The 18732-nt window shown below is 60.2% G+C and carries 13 protein-coding genes; 6 read left to right on the top strand and 7 right to left on the bottom strand.

Annotation, left to right across the window (positions count from 1 at the left end; translation table 11 throughout):
- Positions 1 to 30 precede the first annotated feature (30 nt).
- Positions 31 to 783, bottom strand: a complete 753-nt coding sequence (locus tag MHJ63_RS06415) for a VTT domain-containing protein (RefSeq protein WP_084590331.1) — start codon at positions 781 to 783, stop codon at positions 31 to 33.
- Positions 784 to 861: 78 nt separating this feature from the next.
- On the opposite strand from MHJ63_RS06415, the gene MHJ63_RS06410 reads away from it, so the two are divergent.
- Positions 862 to 1863: a 3'-5' exonuclease gene (locus MHJ63_RS06410; RefSeq protein WP_035754624.1), complete on the top strand. Its 1002-nt coding sequence runs from the start codon at positions 862 to 864 to the stop codon at positions 1861 to 1863.
- A gap of 44 nt (positions 1864 to 1907) precedes the next feature.
- Here the strand turns inward: MHJ63_RS06410 and MHJ63_RS06405 are convergent, their stop codons facing one another.
- A complete protein-coding gene (locus tag MHJ63_RS06405; RefSeq protein WP_239446537.1) occupies positions 1908 to 2906 on the bottom strand; it encodes a hypothetical protein in 999 nt (332 codons plus the stop codon).
- Between the two features lie 59 nt (positions 2907 to 2965).
- Here MHJ63_RS06405 and MHJ63_RS06400 point away from each other — a divergent pair, with 59 nt between their 5' ends.
- The 5 genes from MHJ63_RS06400 (at position 2966) to MHJ63_RS06380 (ending at position 11384) form a co-directional block, all read left to right on the top strand.
- Entirely contained in the window at positions 2966 to 4312 is a 1347-nt protein-coding gene (locus MHJ63_RS06400) for an exonuclease SbcCD subunit D (RefSeq protein ID WP_239446536.1), read from the top strand.
- Entirely contained in the window at positions 4309 to 7467 is a 3159-nt protein-coding gene (locus MHJ63_RS06395) for an AAA family ATPase (RefSeq protein ID WP_239446535.1), read from the top strand. Before MHJ63_RS06400 ends, MHJ63_RS06395 begins: the two co-directional genes overlap by 4 nt.
- 44 nt (positions 7468 to 7511) lie before the next feature.
- On the top strand, positions 7512 to 8789 hold the full coding sequence (locus MHJ63_RS06390; RefSeq protein WP_239446534.1) for an MFS transporter: 1278 nt from the start codon (positions 7512 to 7514) through the stop codon (positions 8787 to 8789).
- 21 nt (positions 8790 to 8810) lie between these two features.
- Positions 8811 to 9761: a beta-ketoacyl-ACP synthase III gene (locus MHJ63_RS06385; RefSeq protein ID WP_239446552.1), complete on the top strand. Its 951-nt coding sequence runs from the start codon at positions 8811 to 8813 to the stop codon at positions 9759 to 9761.
- 219 nt (positions 9762 to 9980) lie between these two features.
- On the top strand, positions 9981 to 11384 hold the full coding sequence (locus MHJ63_RS06380; protein ID WP_239446533.1) for an MFS transporter: 1404 nt from the start codon (positions 9981 to 9983) through the stop codon (positions 11382 to 11384).
- 96 nt (positions 11385 to 11480) lie between these two features.
- On the opposite strand, the gene MHJ63_RS06375 is transcribed toward MHJ63_RS06380, so the two are convergent.
- The 5 genes from MHJ63_RS06375 to MHJ63_RS06355 form a co-directional block, all read right to left on the bottom strand.
- Complete coding sequence (locus MHJ63_RS06375) at positions 11481 to 11702, bottom strand: hypothetical protein (RefSeq protein ID WP_239446532.1); 222 nt, start codon at positions 11700 to 11702, stop codon at positions 11481 to 11483.
- Between the two features lie 2 nt (positions 11703 to 11704).
- Positions 11705 to 11890 carry a hypothetical protein gene (locus MHJ63_RS06370; protein ID WP_239446531.1) on the bottom strand — a complete coding sequence of 62 codons (186 nt, stop codon included), beginning with the start codon at positions 11888 to 11890 and terminating at the stop codon, positions 11705 to 11707.
- The gene (locus MHJ63_RS06365) at positions 11868 to 15098 is read right to left on the bottom strand and encodes an efflux RND transporter permease subunit (RefSeq protein ID WP_239446530.1); all 3231 of its coding nucleotides are present in this window, start codon (positions 15096 to 15098) and stop codon (positions 11868 to 11870) included. The genes MHJ63_RS06370 and MHJ63_RS06365 overlap by 23 nt, the downstream gene beginning before the upstream one ends.
- Positions 15099 to 15206: 108 nt before the next feature.
- Positions 15207 to 16709: a malate:quinone oxidoreductase gene (locus tag MHJ63_RS06360; RefSeq protein WP_239446529.1), complete on the bottom strand. Its 1503-nt coding sequence runs from the start codon at positions 16707 to 16709 to the stop codon at positions 15207 to 15209.
- Between the two features lie 193 nt (positions 16710 to 16902).
- The gene (locus tag MHJ63_RS06355) at positions 16903 to 18693 is read right to left on the bottom strand and encodes an ABC transporter substrate-binding protein (RefSeq protein ID WP_239446528.1); all 1791 of its coding nucleotides are present in this window, start codon (positions 18691 to 18693) and stop codon (positions 16903 to 16905) included.
- Positions 18694 to 18732 lie beyond the last annotated feature (39 nt).

Below are 18732 nucleotides of genomic sequence, written 5' to 3'. Positions count from 1 at the left end.
AATCCGCCCGCCGTTTAGTTTCTCGGTTGTTTAGTTTTTCGTTTGATGAGTTTCTTCTACCGCTTCCCGTGGGGCGGCTGGCTTGTTCTTTTTCGAGTTGATGCGGTGACGCACGGCCTCGAAGATGATCGGGGTGATGGAGAGCAAAACGATCGCGATGAAGATGATGTCGATGTTCTTGCCGACCCATTCGAAACGGCCCAGCCACGCACCTAGCAGGGTCACGCCGCCGCCCCACAAGACGGCGCCGATCACGTTGTAGAGGAAGAACTTGGCTTTGTTCATGCCGGCAACACCGATGATCACCGGAACGAAGGTGCGAACAATCGGGACGAAACGCGCCAGAATCAGGGCTTTGCCGCCGTGGCGTTCAAAGAAGTCGTGCGCCTTGACCACGTGCTCGCGTTTGAAGACCTTGGAATCGTCGCGGCTGTAGAGGGCTGGGCCGGTTTTCTCGCCGATATAGAAACCGAGTTGGTTACCCACGATCGCGGCGATGATGATCGCGGGGATCGCAACCCATAGTGGGGTTTCGATCGCCCCGGTTGCCATCAGCATGCCCGCGGTGAACAGCATGGAGTCACCCGGTAGGAAGAAACCTAGCAATAAACCGGTCTCAGCGAAGATGATGCCGACGACCAGCGCGATGACCCACGGACCTAACCCTGAATCACGCAAGAAAACGTCAGGGTTCAACCAGTCAGGTAGGAACGCGGCACCGACATTAACGACGTTGGTCACGGCCTCAGGCGAGACTAAACCAGTGAATAGATTGCTCAGCATGAGAAGAATTCTACGTGGCTATCCGTGATGAGCCGCATCGGGGCTTATATGATCCGCATCGGGGTAGAATAAGCTCACGTGGCTGTGGATTTTGTAGCAATTGACTTTGAGACCGCTAACGGTTTTCGTGGTTCTGCGTGCGCCGTGGGGCTCGTGAGAGTCCGTGATGGGGCAGTGGTCGATACCTATGCGTCGTTGCTACAGCCGCCTGCGGGTTTCGATCATTTTGATCCCCGCAACGTCTCGATCCACGGGATCCATCCCGAGCAGGTTGAAACGGCGCCGCGTTTTGCAGACGCCTATCCTGAGATTGCCGAGTTCATCGGCGGTGACCTTGTCCTGGCGCATAATGCGGCTTTCGATATCGGCGTGATCCGTGCCGGTCTGCAGGCGTGTGGTGTTGGTGCGCAGAAGTTGGTGTATGCCTGCACGGTCCAGTTGGCCCGTAAGGTCTATGACTTGATGTCTTATTCCTTGCCTTTTGCAGCACATGCTGCGGGCTTCGACTTGACCTCACATCACGATGCGTTGGCGGATGCGCGCGCGTGCGCGGCCATCGGGGTCGATGCGGCCCGCAGGCTCGGTGCCAGCACGATGACCGAGGCTGTGGAACAGGCTGGCTTGCAGGTCTCGACGATGGCGAGCTTCAAGCCGGGGGACCCTGAGTGCAAAGCGCTGCGTGACGCGCGCGGATGGCGGGTTGCCGGGCACGCTGTTCCGCAACAGCTGGATGCTCCGTGGCCGGTTGAAGGCCCTAACCCTGAACCGAATCACGACGCAGACCCTGCGAATCCGCTCTTCGGTCAACGCGTGGTGTTTACTGGCGAGCTCGGTATTCCCCGTAACGAGGCGAAAGAGCGCGCCGCCGCGGTGGGCGCTCAAACAGCTGACAGGGTGTCTACCACCACGAGCGTTTTGGTTGTTGGCGACGGTTTCGTTGCCGAAGACCTCACATCAGGCCGCATGACGCGCAAGGCACGCCATGCATTGGCGCGCCGCGACATGGGGCAAGACATTTCAGTGATGTCCGAGGCGGAGTTCCTCCAAGCCGTTGGCGGCCACTGGCCTTTGGGTGTTTGATACCAGCCAGTGAACACGCTGCGCTAGCCAGGCCCAGCGCAGGCTCAGAACATGAGTTCTGCGAGCTTCTTCGAGTATTCCTCGATGAGCGGGTAGTGGTGGCGGGTGCCTGACTTGCCGGTCACGGCGGCGATGAGAGCGGCGGCGAACATGCCGGCCTGGAGGTAGCCTTCATCGGCGAGCGCGGTCCCTACGTCGGTAGCGTGGGCTTCACTTGCATCTGTACCTAACGCGTTGAGGGCTACACCGGCAGCCAAGGTGAGGTTCGAGCGCGCAACACCGTCGTTGTTGTGGTCTGCCCGTTGGGCATGGTGGTCTAGCTGTTGGGCGCTGCGGTCTGGTTGCTGGGTGTGTTCGCCAACTTCGGCGGCGCGCTCGAGTGCCTGGATGAACGAGTTTTCTCCGGCGTCTTGGGGCATCTGGTGGGTGGCGCGGACGATCAGTTCCGCGGCATCCGCGCACGCGGCGTGGGCCTGTGGGGAGCCGTGGGAGAGGGCTGCGGCGGCTGTTGCGAAGGAACGGGTCTGCTCGATGGGCAGATAAGGGACCACTCCGAGTGCAATGGCGCGTGCCAGGACGCCGGGACCGTCTGTTGCGGCGAGCTCGGGAACGCTTGCGGCGGGACGGTTAAACGGGCGATGCGGAAGACTCATCTCGGGGGAGCGCAACCCAACGATGTTCTGCGGGTCCCCGCCTTCCTGGACGCCGAGCGCGAGCATGTGGTCCGTGAACGGGCGCGCCGGAGGGACCGGAGCGCCATCCGGTAGTTCACGGTCAACTGCGCGGATCCAACGCAGTGCACCGAGCCAGATGCATGCCGGCTCATCGGATGCCACCCCGTCGTGGGCCCATTCGAGGGCTTCCATGAGGCCGTCTCCGATCGAGAGCATCAGCATCGTTTCGGGTCCGAGTTGATGGACCTCGGTGGTGTCGGTGCGTTCAACCTCTGCCGCGGCACTGAGCACAGCGTAGACGAGCCCGGCGTATCCTGCAGGGTCGGATGGGCGAGGTGTTGGTGCGGAGTCTGCGGGAGAATTGCTCATGCCTCCAGCCTAGCGGTGTTCGTCATCAAAATCTCAGGGGTGCTGGGTAGGGTGAAGCCATGAAGTTCCTGCACACATCGGACTGGCATTTGGGCCGTAATTTTCACGGTGAGTCCCTCGAATCGGCTCAACGTAAGGCGTTGGGTGATGTGGTCGATGCCGCCCGTGAGAACGCGGTCGATGCGGTCTTGATCGCCGGTGATGTGTATGACCGCACGGTCCCGCCTGAACGAGCGGTCACGATGTTTGAAGACACACTTGAAGAACTCGTGTGCCTGGGTATCAGCGTGGTGGTGACGAGCGGGAATCATGACTCGGCGCGCAGGATGTCTTTCGGTAGCCGCTTCATGTCCGCTGCTGGCGTGCACTTCCGCACGAACCTGGAGGGCAGCATCGTCCCTATCCGCTTCACGCAACGCAGTGGCAACGGCGGAGGGGTCACTGTTAGCAGCGAGGCCGAGAGAGGGGTTCATGGTGCAGGCGGCGAGGTGGTTCAGCACGTTGATGTGTATGGGCTTCCGTACCTCGAACCGCGGGTTGTCGCAGCGCAATTGGGGGTTGAGAAACTCACTCATCACGATGTGGTTGCCGCCGCGGTAGCGAGAATCCGCGAGGTTGCCCAGCAACGCGAAAGCCAAGCCGGGGAAGTTCCGGTCAGGACGGTCATCATGGCGCACCTCTTCGCGGCCGGCGGCATGCCCACCGATTCGGAAGCAGTATTGTCTGTGGGGCAACTGGATCAGGTTTCAGCCGGGCTTTTCGCTTGGAGTGACTACACGGCCTTGGGGCATCTGCACGGTCCGCAAAGCCCCCTACCGAACGTGAAATATAGTGGCTCGCCGCTGCCCTATTCCTTCTCTGAAGCGCATCAAGAAAAAGGCGGGTGGATCGTGGAGATCAACCCGGGTGAGGATGTGAGCGCATCCTGGGTTGCGTGGCCGCCAGCGGTGCCGCTCGCGATCCTTAGAGGACCTATCGAGGAGCTTCTCACCAAAGAAGAACACGCCTGGGCCGAGCAAGCGTATTGTCAGATCACGCTCACAGATGATCAGCGCCCAGAGCGCCCCATGGAACGGCTGCGGGAACGTTTCCCTAAGACCTTGGTGCTCCATCACGAAAACCGTGCAACCTCCCGCGGTGCTGAAACCTACCGGGCACGGATGAAAAAGGCGGAGAATCCGCAACAGGTCGCCGAAGGGTTCCTGGAATTCGTGCGCGAGCGCAGCCCGAATGAAGAAGAGACGAAACTCATCGAAGAACTCATCGAGCAGGCACGTGTTGAACAAGCAGGTGCCCAACAATTAGGCGTTGGGCAGAGGCAGGTAGATGGGCGGAGACAGGTAGATGGGCAGAGACAGGTAGAACAGTCCCACAGCGGGGCGGACGCGCAGAAGGGCCGGGCATGAAACTCCACACCCTCACGATGACTGCCTTCGGCCCGTACGCCGGAACCGAAACCATCGACTTCGATGCGCTCTCCGGAACCGGCCTGTTCTTGCTGCAAGGGGACACCGGGGCCGGGAAAACCACCATTCTCGACGCCGTGTGCTTCGCCCTCTACGGGAAGCTTCCCGGCGCCAGAAGCGAACTGGGAACCAACCCGCCCGTCAGAAGCAGCTACGCTCCCGCATCCCTCGCCGCTTCCGTAGAACTCGAATTCTCAATTGATGCGCAACGCTATCGAGTCAAACGTTCCCCGGCATGGAACCGACCGAAGAAACGCGGCACTGGAACCACCGCAGAGAACGCGAAAGCCTACGTCGAAGAGCTGGTGGATGGCCACTGGGTCAGCCGCGGCGCCAAACCTGCTGACGTCAACGTCTTCCTTGACGGCGCACAAGGCCTCTTAGGCCTCACCCTCGACCAATTCACTCGCGTGGCACTGCTACCACAAGGGGAGTTCGCCCAGTTCCTCAAAAGCAGCACGAATGAACGCGACGCACTGCTCTCAACCCTGTTCGATGTGTCCCTCTACGAGAACCTGCAGAAAACCGCGAACGAACATTCCAAACATCTCGAAGCCCAAACCCGGGACACTCAAGAAGCCTATGAACGCTGCATCGAAGACCTTGAAGAGCTCGCCGTGCGCTTTTGTCTTGAACCAGCGGATCTGGAAGGCGCAAGCGATGATCTCGGGTGGGCTGAAGGCCTGACCGAGGCGGCATCGCAGCTCATCCAGCGGCGCAGCGAGGCTCGCCAAACGGCAACACAGCACTACGGGGATGCGAAAGATAAGCTCGCCCGCCTGGAATCTGTGGCGCGGGACGCCCGTGAATATGAAAACTACCGGCAGGCCCGCGCCGAACTAGAGGCCGGAGAGGGAGAGGCCGAGCAGAAACGGCAGGTCTTAGCACTCCATGAGCGCGCACGTGAAGCCCAGCGCTTCATGGAAGCAGAAGCGAACGCGGCCAGCACGGTTGCGAAACTCAGCGACGCATTCGAACAAGCTCGCTTGGAACTACCTCGTACGCTTCCGGTGGACCAACCCGAACACGCCTACCCATACCGGGAACTGACCCGAGGCAATGATGCATCTGAAACTCATGCCGCGGGCCTCGCGCTCTCACAACCTGTGCACGAGTTCACCGCGTGGGAAGAGGCCATTGCTCAAGCGCGCACACGGCAGCGGGAACTCATCACAAGCCAGGAGGCGTGCAAAGCATCTGCGGCTACACTTCACCGCGCCCAGGCCGAGAGTGAAAAGCGTCAAGCCCACGTTGAGCAGGCAAACGAGACCCTCACACAAGCAGACACCAGCTATGAGCGGGCACTCGAACAAGCTCAAGCGTGCCAGAAGCCGGAACAAGGCGCGTCCCAGCTGGAAGAACGTCTCCACAAGCTCACCGAGCAAGCACAAGCGGCCCGGGCTGTCGAAGACGCCGAGGCAGCCCACAAGGCGGCGCGTGAACGCAGCGAAGAAACCCAAACCTCACTCGATGCTGCCCGGCAACACGAACATGACCTCTACTCCCAGCGTGAGGCGTACCTCGTGGCGAGCCTTGCCCAAGATCTCACACCAGGTGAGCCGTGTAGCGTGTGCGGCGCGACCGAGCATCCCTCCCCAGCCACCCACGCACAGACCGCGGCCGGTGAATCGGAGACCACCGGCTCGGATCCAACCACACCCATCCCAACGGTCACCGAACACGACATCGAAGAAGCCCAGCAGGCCAGAAAGCGTGCCGAGCGTGAGAACAGCGCGGCACAAGACCACGCGCGTGACAGCTACGAGGCGCTGAGTGCGGCCCGAACCCAAGCCGGTGGCCTGAGCCTGAAGCAGGCCCAAGAATCCATCGCGGAGCTGGCGAACAAACTGGAATCGGTGCGTGAGCAAGAAGACGCATTCGAGCGGGCAGAGACCGCCGTCACTTCAGCTGAAAAAGCCGTTGACGAAGCTCGCAGCCGACTCAAACACGCCCACACCGAAGCCGCCGCGAGCCGGCAAACCCTCGAAGAAGCAAGCCAAGAGGATGAGCGGCGTCGCCACAAACAGCTCGCACTACAAGGGGAGTGGGAGAGCATCGAGGTCCTGAACGCGGCACTCACAAGCTTCACTGACACCATGCGGCGCTGCATCGACCTACATGCCCGTGCAACAGATGCACAAGAGCAGATGAATGAAGCACGCACAAAGGCTGAAACGTACCTCACCCATCACAAACTCACCCGCACAGAAGCAGAGAGGAACCTCCTCGAAGATGAGGAAGCAGCGCTGCTGAAGAAAGACATCAAAGCCCGTGCCGAGCTTGAAGCACGGTCAGAGGCGCTTGGTTCGCTCGAGTCCGTTCAGCGCGCAATCCAACGCATCGAAGACGGCGCGAGCACCCCAACGGAAGAACAGCTGACCGAACAGCGCGGGCGAGTCCAGCAAGCGGCGGAACGTAAAGATGAAGCGCTCGCCGCCCACATTGAAGCTCGGCATGTCAGCGAATCGATCGATCAGGCTTGCGCAGAACTACGCGATGTAGATTCCCGGCGCGGCGAGCTCGGGGCGCAAGCGCAACGGGCCAAAGCTATAGCGGCGGCCCTCAACGGGACCGGTGGCGAGAACCTCAAGTCCATGAGCATCCGCGCCTATGTTCTAGCGGCTCGGCTTGAAGCGGTAGCTGAGGCGGCGACCCAGCGGCTCAGCGTCCTCTCCGATGGCCGCTACAGGATCCTGCATGATGACACGAAGAGCCGTAACAGGAAAGCGGGCCTCGACCTCGTGGTTGAGGACTCGTGGAACAGCGTGGTCCGCCCCACCGCGACCCTCTCCGGGGGTGAAACCTTCCTCGTCTCGCTCGCGTTAGCGCTGGGACTTGCTGACATCGTGCAGGAAGAAACTGGCGGCATTACCATCGAGACGCTTTTCGTCGATGAAGGGTTCGGGACACTCGATAAAGAAACACTCGATAAAGCGATGACCGGCATCGAACGGCTCCGGCAAGACGGACGGATGATCGGCATCGTCTCCCACGTCGAAGAGTTACGCAGCCAGATCCCTGACCAGATCTATGTCCAGAAGACTCGTAAGGGTTCACAAGTGAAAGTCATCACAGCAGACCAGCCGCAAACTTGAAAGACGGCCGGACGCGTGTAGGCAAGGGCTAGCATGAGAGGCATATGACACCAGTACAAGGCCCAACTGAAGAAGCGCCCCAATCAGCTACGAGTTTCCGCCGCCTAGCTCAAGACGCCGGGGCGCTCTATTTCCCGATCTCGCTGCTAGCACGCTTGCCGATGTCGATGCTCGGCATGGCGTGCCTGACCTACATCGTCGCCTCGGCTGAAGACTTCACAACCCCAGGGCTCGTGACCGCGATTGGCGGGGTAGGGGCAGCGATCGGCACGCCCATCTCTGGGGCCCTCTCAGACAAGCTGGGGCAAAAACCAACGCTGCTCGGCCTGTGTCTCATCCATGTTCTCGCCCTCATCGGGGTGTTGTACTTCGGCTCCGGTAGCGACGGGCCGGTCACGCTCACCCCGCAGCTGATGATCATTGCGTTGATTGCGGGGGCGAGCATCCCGCCATCCGGCCCCATGACGCGGGTGCGTTGGATCAACAGGTACGGGGCTGACCCTCACCAGCTACGCACACTGGAGGCCGCGCAAAGCTACGAGTCCACGATGGATGAGCTCTCTTTCGTACTGGGCCCCGCATCGGTCGGAATCCTCGCGGCAACCTTCGGCCCAGCGGTGCCGATCTATGTTGCGATGGCGTTGTGCATCGTGATCATCCCGGCCTTCGCGTTCCATCACACCGAGGCCTATTCACGCTTCAAGAAGCCGCGCACAACCGTTACGGAAACTACGCCGGCCACCCAGAAGCCACCGCGGCGAGGCAACGCTACGCTCATCGCTATCACCGTGATCGGGATGCTCGGGGTCGGGACCGTCTTCGGCTCGCTGGCCACGATCCTCACTTACTTCGCCGACTACACCGGCAACCCGGGAACCGGCGGGCTGATCTATGCGGTCATGGGCATCACATCGGGCCTTGCCGCCCTTTCTGTAGCGCGCTGGCCTGTCACGTTCTCTCACCCAGCGAGGCTCTTGACAGGGGCTGTCACTCTCGTGCCTCTCGTGATCGTGCTGTGGCTACCGGAAACCCCGCTTTCGATGAGCCTTGCGATCCTGTTACTCGGTATTCCTATCGGGCCTATCCTGGTCACGAACTTCACGCTCGCCTCCAGCATCACCCCGTCGCACCGGATGGGATTCGTGATGACACTGCTCTCGGCAGCGATCACGTTGGGAACATCGGCGGGTAACTCGATCGCAGGCCGCCTCACGGACGCCGGCGGACACCACCTCGCCCTCGTGGCAACGCTGGGCGCATCGGTTCTCGTCTTCATATGCGCGTTTTCGTATACAGTCCTGAACAAGCAAAAACAGCGTTAGAGACTTGGTACAGTGACTCCTATGATGAACCGCACCTATCTGGGATCCCGTGTGATTGGTCTCGGACATTTTCAGCCAGAGAAAATTCTGTCCAACCATGATCTCGAAAAACTCGTCGACACCAACGACGAATGGATCCAGGCCCGCACCGGTATCAAAGAACGCCGCATGGTCGGTGAAAACGACACGGTGGTGAGCATGGCCGTCGAGGCGGCACGTATGGCACTCAAGGACGCCGACGTCTCGACTGTCGATCTCATCGTGGTTGCGTCCACAACCTCCCAGAACCGCACCCCGAACGTCGCATCCCGTGTAGCGGAGGCTCTCGGATTGGAGCGTCCAGGTGTGCTCGATATCAACACCGCGTGCTCGGGCTTCGAATATGCGGTTGCGGTAGCGGATCAGTTCGTCTCTTCGGGCGTTTCTGAGCGCGCGCTTGTGATCGGTTCTGAAGCGCTGACTAACTTCACGGACTACACCGACCGCACAACGTGCGTGCTGACCGCCGATGGTGCAGGCGCCTTCGTGCTGGAACGCACTGAAGAGCCTGAGATCAGCCCGGTAGCGTGGGGCTCGATCCCCGAGCTAGGGGATGCGGTTGTGATCGATGGAGAGCCGGAATACTTCAGCCAGAACGGCCGTAACGTGATGCGATGGGCTCTTACCGGGGCGGTCAAGGAAGCGCAAACGGTGCTCGAGAAGGCTGGCCTCACGATCGATGACATCGACGTGCTGGCTTTCCATCAGGCCAACCTGCGCATCATCGAGCCTCTCGCTAAGGGGCTTGGGGCGAAAGATCAGATTGTGATCAAGGATGTCGTGAATTCCGGAAACACCTCCGCTGCGTCCGTGCCGCTTGGTCTTTCTAAAGCGTGGCACGCCGGCGAGCTTCCGCGCGGTGGGCGGACGTTGCTCTTCGGGTTCGGCGGCGGGTTCACCTTCGCGGGCCAAGTCATCAAGCTGCCAGCCTAAAACTGCGGCGGCTGAAAGCGACAACGCTTTTCGTGGCCTACAACATGCCTTGTGCATGACGCAAAAGTTTCGCACTCTATCGTGGTGATGTGACGCGTGTCGCATTAGATCTGTGTATGATGTGGTGACCGTCACAACCGAATGATCGTTCGGTTGGCAATAGTAAAAGTCAGGCCCTACCTTCATCACAAGGGTCTGCTGTGGCCAAAGAAGGACATCATGACCACAACATCTGCACCCACGGCACATTTGGATGCCGCGACCAAGCGCAAGGAAGAACGTCGCGTCCTTGCCGGAACCCTCGTCGGAACCTCGATCGAGTGGTACGACTTCTTTATCTACGCGCAGGCAGCATCGCTTGTCTTCGCGAACCTCTATTTTGATCCGCTAGCTAAAGATGCCCCAGGTTTGACGCAGGTCATCTCGCTTGCCACGATCGGTATTTCCTTCCTCTTCCGTCCACTCGGGGCCGTGGTTGCTGGACACCTCGGCGACAAGCTCGGGCGTAAGAAGATGCTCGTTTTGACGCTCATGATGATGGGCTTCGCCACCGCTGCGATCGGTTTGGTCCCAACCTATGCAACTATCGGTGTTGCCGCTCCGATCCTGCTGATGCTCCTGCGCATTCTCCAGGGCTTCTCCGCCGGTGGTGAATGGGGTGGAGCGGCGCTCATGGCTGTTGAGCACGCGCCTAAGGGCCGCCGGTCGCTCTTTGGCGCCTACCCGCAGATCGGTGTCCCGATCGGCATGATCCTGGCAACCGGTGTGATCTTCGCTCTCCAGCAGATCCTCGGCATGCAGGCCTTCCTTGAGTGGGGCTGGCGCATCACGTTCCTGATCTCGATCCTGCTGGTTGTGGTGGGCTACATGATCCGCCGGTCTGTCTCTGAGTCTCCTGTTTTCGAGGAACTACAGGAGCGCCGCGCCGAGTCCTCTGCTCCGCTGGGCAAGCTCATGAAGCAGAACAAGCGCGAGGTCTTCCTCTCGGCATTCATCTTCATCGCTAACAACGCGATCGGCTACCTGCTTATCGCGTTCTTCATCGGCTTCCTCGCCAAGCGTGAAGAGAGCCCGCTACCACTCGGTCCGGTCCTTGGCGCGACGATGGTCGGCTCCTTCGGCTGGCTGACCTTCACCTTCGTCGGGGGCTGGCTTGGCGACAAGATCGGCCGTGTACGCACCTTCCAGCTCGGCTATGCACTCTTGGCGGTATGGGCTATCCCGATGTGGATGATCATCAAGGAAGTCAAGACCGTTGACGATCTGTGGATGTACGTGCTCGCAGTGTTGCTCATGACTGTCGGCTTGGGGCTGTCCTACGGCCCGCAGGCCGCACTGTACGCGGAGATGTTCCCGTCCTCGGTTCGCTACTCGGGCGTCTCGATCGGTTACGCGCTCGGTACCGTGCTGGGTGGTGCGTTCGCTCCGATGATTTCGCAGATGATCCTCAACCGCACCGGTGAACCGAACATGATCGGTGTCTACATGATTATTGTCTCGGTTATCTCCTTCGTTGCTGTGACGATGGTCAAGGACCGCCCGGACCGCGACCTCAACGTCGATAGCGCAGACCAGATGCGCGAAGAGAACCGCCGCACCACGTTGCGTAGCTTCCGCGACTAAATCGCTGAATAGCTGACTACTCAATAGTTGGATACGAAATAACTGAATACTGACTAACTGTGGCGCCCCGGCGGTTCAACCGCCAGGGCGCCACAGCTACGCCTGGATGAGTTCGAAATCCACTAGCTCGCCTTCATGCCCGTTGATCACCAGGCTTAAAGCCTGGGTGCCCGGGTAGTAGGTGCGTGTGCTGGTGACCCGAAACGGGTGCGTTTTGGTTACCACACGGGTTTCACCTGGCGCCAGCGTGTATTTGCCGAGGCGGAACACGCTCGGCTTCCTGGTGCGGTTCATTTTCAAGAAGTGCACGCGTGCCATCGTTAGCTCCGGGTAGAGCTCCAGGTAGGGACGCACCGCTCACGAAGGCCCTGAGCGAACACGGTCACGCGGTCCAGGATTTCTAAACCCTCGATGCGTGGAGCGACCCACTCGGCGTATTCGTCAGCATCGATACCAAGCTGCGCACCGAGCCTTCGCGCGGTGTCAGGGTTGAAGTAGTTCTTCATTCTGGTCCTTGATTTTGTTTTCGCGTTTGAGTCGTTTGCGTTCGCGGCGGCCCTCGACGAGCCGGTAGAGGACCGGAACAAGGATCAAGGTCAGCAGCGTCGATGAGATGAGGCCACCGATCACCATGACCGCGAGAGGCTGCGAGATGAATCCGCCGCTACCGCCCGTCATACCGAAAGCGGTTGGGACCATCGCGCCGATCGTCGCCATCGCCGTCATCAAGATCGGACGCAACCTGCGCAACGCACCCAGCTCGATCGCCTGGTTCAGCGGCATCGCGTCGCGTTCACCTTCAGCGCGGTGCGCGGCGGTGTCGCGGTACTGGTTGATGAGGTCGATCAGGACGATCGCGTTGGTGACAACAATGCCAACCAGCATCAACATGCCGATCAAGGACGGCAGGCCCAACGGGATCTGCGTGATCAACAACGCGAGCAACGAGCCGATGAACGCGAACGGAATCGAAACCAACAGAATGAACGGCTGGATGAGTGAGCGGAAGGTCGCGACCATGATGATGTAGACGATCGCGATAGCAAGCAGGACCGCGATCCCCAACTGCATGAACGCATCTTCCTGCTGGGTTGCCGCCCCTCCGATGCTTGCGTGGGCGCCGTCAGGCAACTCAAGTTGGTCCAGCCGCTGGCTCACCTCAGCCGATACAGCGCCGAGGCCGGCGGCGGTAGGGGAGATCGTGACTTGCGCAATGCGGTCGGTGTTGCGCGAAACCACAACGGTTTCTTTCTCCTGCTGAGAAACCTTAGCGATGTCGGAGACAGTGACCTCACCGGTTGCGGTAGGGATCTTCACCTTCTCAAGGTCCTCGAGTGAAGAGATCGTCTTACCTTCACCGATCTTGATCGTGTAGGTCTGGAAGCCGAGGGTGGTGCGGCCAGTTTCCAAGGGTTCGATGGTGCCGTTGAGCAACGCGCCCACTTGCTGCGCGCTCAACCCCTTTTCAGCCGCCTTCTTCCGGTCCACGTCAACGCGTACGGTCGGCTGGGTTGTGGTGAGGTCATTCTTGATCGCGGTCACCTCAGGGATGTCCCGCATCGTGTCCGTGACCTTCTTGGTCGCTTCCGCGAGAGTTTCAGGTGTGTTGCCTTGCACCTCGATCGTGATGTCCTGGTTGAAACCACCACCGGTTCCTGGGGCGGAGACCTCGAACTCGGCGTCTTTATCGAGGCCTTCGAGCTCTCCGATCTGCTTTTCGACCTCGGAGCGCGCTTCATTGACTTTGGATGAGTCCTCGACCACCACAATGAACTGGGCCGTGTCCGAGCCTTGCCCGCCCATCATCACGGAAAGCTGGTCGGTGCCGGAGCCGACCGTGTACTGGACGTCGCGGACACCATCGACCCCCTCAATCTTCTCGGAGACCATACGGGCTTGTTTTTCGGTGGTATCCAGCGAGGAACCTGCAGGCAGGGCGAGCTCGGCGTCGAAAGAGGTCTCACCCATGTCACCGAACATGTTCGTTTTGATGAACGGAGTCAACGCGATAGACCCGGCGAGCAACACCACGGATGCCACGAGCGTGATGACCGGATGCTTCTGCGTGGAACGCAGGACGGGACGGTACGCCCGCTGCAGGGCCGGTAAACGCTCGGCGGCATCAGTATTGCGGCTCTTGCGGTTCCGAGAGGTCTTCTCGCCGGAGATGAACCAGTAGGCGAGAACCGGAACGATCGTGAGCGAGACCACCAGGGATGCAAGCAGTGCGATGCTCACTGTGAGGGCGAACGGACGGAACAGTTCACCGGCAAGTCCGGATACGAAAGCGATCGGCGCGAACACCGCAACGGTCGTCAACGTCGATGCGGTGATGGCTCCGGCTACCTCGCGGACAGCGTGGATGATGCTCTCACGGCGGGAGACGACAGTTCCGTCGCGTTCGGTCCGCGCATCGAGTGCGTCATTGGCGAGGTGGCGACGAATATTTTCGATCACAACGATCGCGTCATCGACCACTCGGCCGATCGAGATGGTGAGCGCACCCAAGGTCAGCATGTTCAGTGAATAACCGAAACCGAACAGGCCGATGAACGTGGCAAGCAAGGACAACGGGATCGAGATCGCGGTGACAAGCGTTGCCCGGAAAGAAAGCAAGAAGATCAAGATCACGAGGATCGCGAAGACGAGGCCAAGCAGGCCTTCCTTTGTCAGGTCAGAAACCGCATCGGTGATCGGTTCTGCTTGATCGAAGATCACCACGCCTTCGGCATCGGCGTCCTTGAGTAGGCCTGGCAGGGTTTCCTTGATCTTCTCGACGATCCTGACGGTGTCAGCCTCGGGTGTCTTGGTGATGGAGAGCGCAAGCGAGAGCTCCCCGTTGGTGCGGGTGATCGAGGAGCTGGCCTCATCCGCAAGCTCGACTGTGGCAACATCACCCAGCAGCGAGACCTTGGGTTTGCGGTCTTGCGGTGCCTGCGGCGCGCCATCTTGCGGGGCTGAGCCCTGCGGCGCCGCGGCGGCTATGGGGAGTTTCCGCCACGCATCGAGGTCCGCTGGGGCACCGTTGGTCTCGGCCGGCAGACTCAACGTACCTTTTTCAATCGACCCCAGCGGGACTGCGCTACCGACTTCGCTGATCGCTTTCTGCAGGTCTTGCTCGCTCAGGCCCGCATCTTTCATCTTCTTCTTGTCGGGGGTGACCTTGACGTATTGGGAATCAGCGCCCGTGAGTTGGGCCTGGCGGACCCCATCGAGCCGTTCAATTTCAGGGATGACGTTGGCGCTCACACGGTCTGCGACAGCGGAGAGCGAGCCGTCACCGGAGACGGCGTAATACACGACCGGGAAGTCGCTGAAAGACCCTGCGAAAGAGGTGGGCGAGACGCCCTCGGGCAACATGTCGCTGGCGTTCGAGATGGCTCGTTCAACCTGGTTTCGTGCACGGTCCATGTTGGTCCCGTAATCCAGGGAAAGCTGGATGGTCGTCAGCCCTGCCCGGGATGTCGATTTGGTGGATTCAAGCCCCTCGACCGCCTGCAGTGAGCGTTCCAGCGGTTGCGCCACCTGTTCGTCCATGACTTGCGGGGAAGCTCCCGGGTGCTGCGCTGCCACCGAGATCATCGGGAACTCAACCGATGGCATGAGCTCTTGTTTCAACTGGTTCATCGAAACAACGCCGAACGTGCTCACGAACAGCGTGATCAAGATGATCAGGGCCCGGTTTCGCAGCGAGACTTTCGCCAGGTGGTGCATGAGGATCCTTGATGTAAGGCCGGAAAAGGGAGATGGGGGCGTGCCCGCAACGAAACGTTACGGACACGCCCCCATCCTATGCGTTGTTGGAGCGAGTAGTGGACAGACCTAGTTCAGCCCCAGGACCTTATCGGTGCGGTCCTTGACCTCGCTGTAGAGGGAAGCGTTGTTGTTGAGTTTCTGACCCAGCGATGGAATGAGCTCCTTGACCTGGTCTTCCCAGCCAGCCCACTTATCAGCGAAGCAGGTCTTGAGCAGGTTGACCATGATCGGTGCTGCAGTGGATGCGCCAGGGGAAGCACCGAGTAGGCCGGCGATGCTGCCGTCAGCCGAGGAGACAACCTCGGTACCGAATGCGAGGACAGCCTTGCCGTTAGGGCCCTTCTTCATGGTCTGGACGCGCTGGCCCGCGGTGATCATCTCCCAGTCGCCCTTCTGAGCGGCAGGGTAGTAGGCGCGCATCGCTTCCATCTGCTGGTTGCGGGTCTTAGCGAGCTCGGATACGAGGTAGGTCACGAGGTCGAAGTTGGACTTCGCAACACCGAGCATCGTGCCGAGGTTGTGTACACGAACCGAGAACGGAAGGTCGAAGAAGGAACCGGACTTGAGGAACTTAGGCGAGAAGCCGCCGTAAGGACCGAACATGAGGGACTTCTTGCCGTCCACGTAACGGGTGTCCAGGTGTGGAACGGACATCGGAGGAGCACCCACGGACGCCTGGCCGTAGACCTTGGCTTCATGGCGGGCGATGACCGATTCGTTGGTGCAACGCAGGAACTCACCTGAAACCGGGAAGCCGCCGTAGCCCTTGATCTCATCGATACCGGACTTCTGCAACAGTGGAAGAGCGCCACCACCGGCACCCACAAAGACGAACTTGGCGTTTACCTCGAGGGTCTGCTTGGAAGCCTTGTCCTTCACGGTCACAACCCAGCCGTTGCCTGCGCGCTTGAGGTTGGTGACCTTGTGGTTGTAGAAGACGTCGGTGGAGTTCTTAGCGTCCATCGCGTCGAGTAGCTGGCGGGTCAGGGAACCGAAGTTGACGTCGGTGCCGGATTCGGAGCGGGTCATCGCGACGTCGTTGTTGGTGCGGCCTTCAGCTACCAGCGGGGTCCACTCGGCGATCTGGTCGATGTCGGTGGTGTGCTGGAAGTCCTGGAACAGAACGTTCTGTTTGAGGGTCTCGTAGCGGGTCTGCAGGTAGCGCTTGTGGTCTTCACCGATCACGAAAGAAGCGTGCGGCAACGCGTTGATGAAGCTCGATGGGTCCTTGACGATGCCCTGCTCGACGAGCCACGCGTAGAACTGGCGGGACTGCTGGAACTGTTCGGCGATGCCGAGCGCCTTGGTCGGGTCGACGGAGCCGTCAGCAGCCGCTGGAGAGTAGTTGAGTTCGCACAGTGCGGAGTGGCCCGTACCGGCATTGTTCCATGGGTCGGAGGATTCGGCGCCAGCGCGGTCAAGGCTCTCGAACACGCCGATGCTCCACCCCGGCTCCACATGGTTGAGGAAGGTTCCGAGCGTTGCGCTCATGATGCCGCCGCCGATCAGTGCGACGTCGAGGGAGATCTTCTGGTTGGTCGAAGACACGGATGCAACTCCATCTGACATGTTTGTAGGTAAACCTTAATAAGTCTACGTCTCACAGTACCGCCGGGCTCTGTATAGGTGAAACGTATGGCGGCCTTTTAAGGGCCCAAAGTTACTAGCGCCACGTTCTGCGGTAACTTCTCAGCGCCCGCCTAGTCCTAGCTCAGCAAGAGGCGCCCCAGCGTAGCTAGCGGGCGCTATCTGCGGCGAGCTTTTACCGCATCGTCACGAGTTCGAGTGGCTCTTCAAGATATGGGTTCAGCGGGTAGTTCGTGACGTCGCTGGAGAGGCCGAGGGCCGATGCCGGCAAAAGTAGCGGGTAGAGCGGAAGGTCGGCTATGAGGTCGGTTTCGATGTTTCGGTAGGTCTCGCGGCGTTGGCTTGCTGAAGCGATGGCAAGGGCCGCATCGAGACGGTGCGGGATGTCGGTCAGGCGTGCGTTGCACAGGGGCCGGGGTCCGCTGAAGAGGCGAGCGAGCATGTCATGCGGGGAACGGTAGAGCCCGTGTAGCCCGAAGAGGAAGAGCCCAGTGTGTTTTCCCTCGAGTAGCGCTGGCAGGAACTCGGTGTCCCAGTGCATGGGTTTCAACTGGGTTGTGATGTGCACTTCCGCGAGTTGTTTCTGGATGCCTTGCGCGGTCAATTCGGGTAGCGGGAAGTAGAGGAGGCGTACGCCGGTCGGGTAGGCGATCGGGATGCTTTCTCCGCCGTATTTGGCTGTCTTGAGTAGATCGGTGGTTGCTTTTTCATCCCGGATCGCGGGGCGTTCAGGCTGTACCCCTAGGGAAGCTGGCGTGTATCCGTTAGCGCTTAAGGTCGATTCTGGGAACTGGTCTTTGAGCAGTTGCCGTTCGTCGATGTTTTGCACGATCGCTTGGCGCATCGCGCGTTGTTTGAGGTTCTCGTCGTTGTGGTTGAATCCGAGGTAGACCACGGAGAACGGGTCGCGGTGCATAACCCGCAAGCCGGCTTGGGCGATCTCTTTTTGTTCTTTCGCTGCCACCGCATCGACGACGTCGGCATGCATCGGATTGTCGTGTTTGCTTGCCAGCCACTGGGCCGGTGTCGCTGAAAGGCTTGAGTGGATGAACGCGATAGTGGCTGGGGCTTTGCCTTCGGCAGGTGCTGGACGCAACGGCAACCCGCCGTCGTGACTGGAGTCCTGGCCATAGTCTGGGGAGCCTTGGCTCGCGCTCTCGCTGTGTGTTGCACTAGCCGATGCGGCGGCGGATTCACGCTCGCTACGGAACTCTGCGCGTAGCTTCAGGCGTGTGGTGTTGGTTTCTTCGCGGTGAGGTGCGGTCTTGGTCGCTTTCGCTTCAAGGGTGTATGCGCCGGCGCCAATAGGTGTGGCGACAGGTTCGGTTGAGTCCTTGCCGAAAGCTGCCGGGGAGAGGACCCCGAGTCCGGGGTGTGTTAGCGCGTCTGGGAATGCGAAGCATGGGCGGGCGAAGTGCACATCGAGTACGTGTTTGCTCAGAGTTTTATAGCTCTTGATGAGCGGGGCCGACGCCGAATCGGCGAGGAGCGTGTCGATCGCCGAAGGCGTGGAAGCTGTGGATGCGATCTTCTGCCAGCGTTCAAAATTGGCTTTGAGCGCATCGGAATCGAGTTCTGTTCCATCGGAGAAGGTCAGGCCGTGTGCAAGCGTGATGCGCAGACGAGTGCCGTCCTCGTTGAGGCTTGCCGTGCGCGCTAGGATGCCGGTGAGGTTGCCGTCGGCGGAGTTGATGCTCACTAGCGGCGGGCAGATTTGTTGAATGATGCGCTGATCGAACGGATCGTGGATAAACGCCGGATCCCAGAGTCGTGGGGGTGCTGCGGCGAGGAAAGTGAGTTCCGTGCGGGTGCTTTTGCCCGGTGAGGGGGCACCGTTGGCGCATCCTGCCGCCATGAGCGCGAAAAGCCCCCATCCTAGGACTGCGCGGCGGCTAGGGCCTGTAGAAGCGCGGTCTTCACGCGAGGAGCGACCTTTGTTGTGTGGGGGGAGTGCGCTATGTGGCATCTGTTCACCATCCCAGGGTGATGGCTTACATGAATGTTA

Source organism: Pseudoglutamicibacter albus (assembly GCF_022346425.1).
In the GTDB taxonomy this organism is placed as follows: domain Bacteria; phylum Actinomycetota; class Actinomycetes; order Actinomycetales; family Micrococcaceae; genus Pseudoglutamicibacter; species Pseudoglutamicibacter albus.
This window is presented reverse-complemented; position numbering and strand designations above follow the sequence as displayed.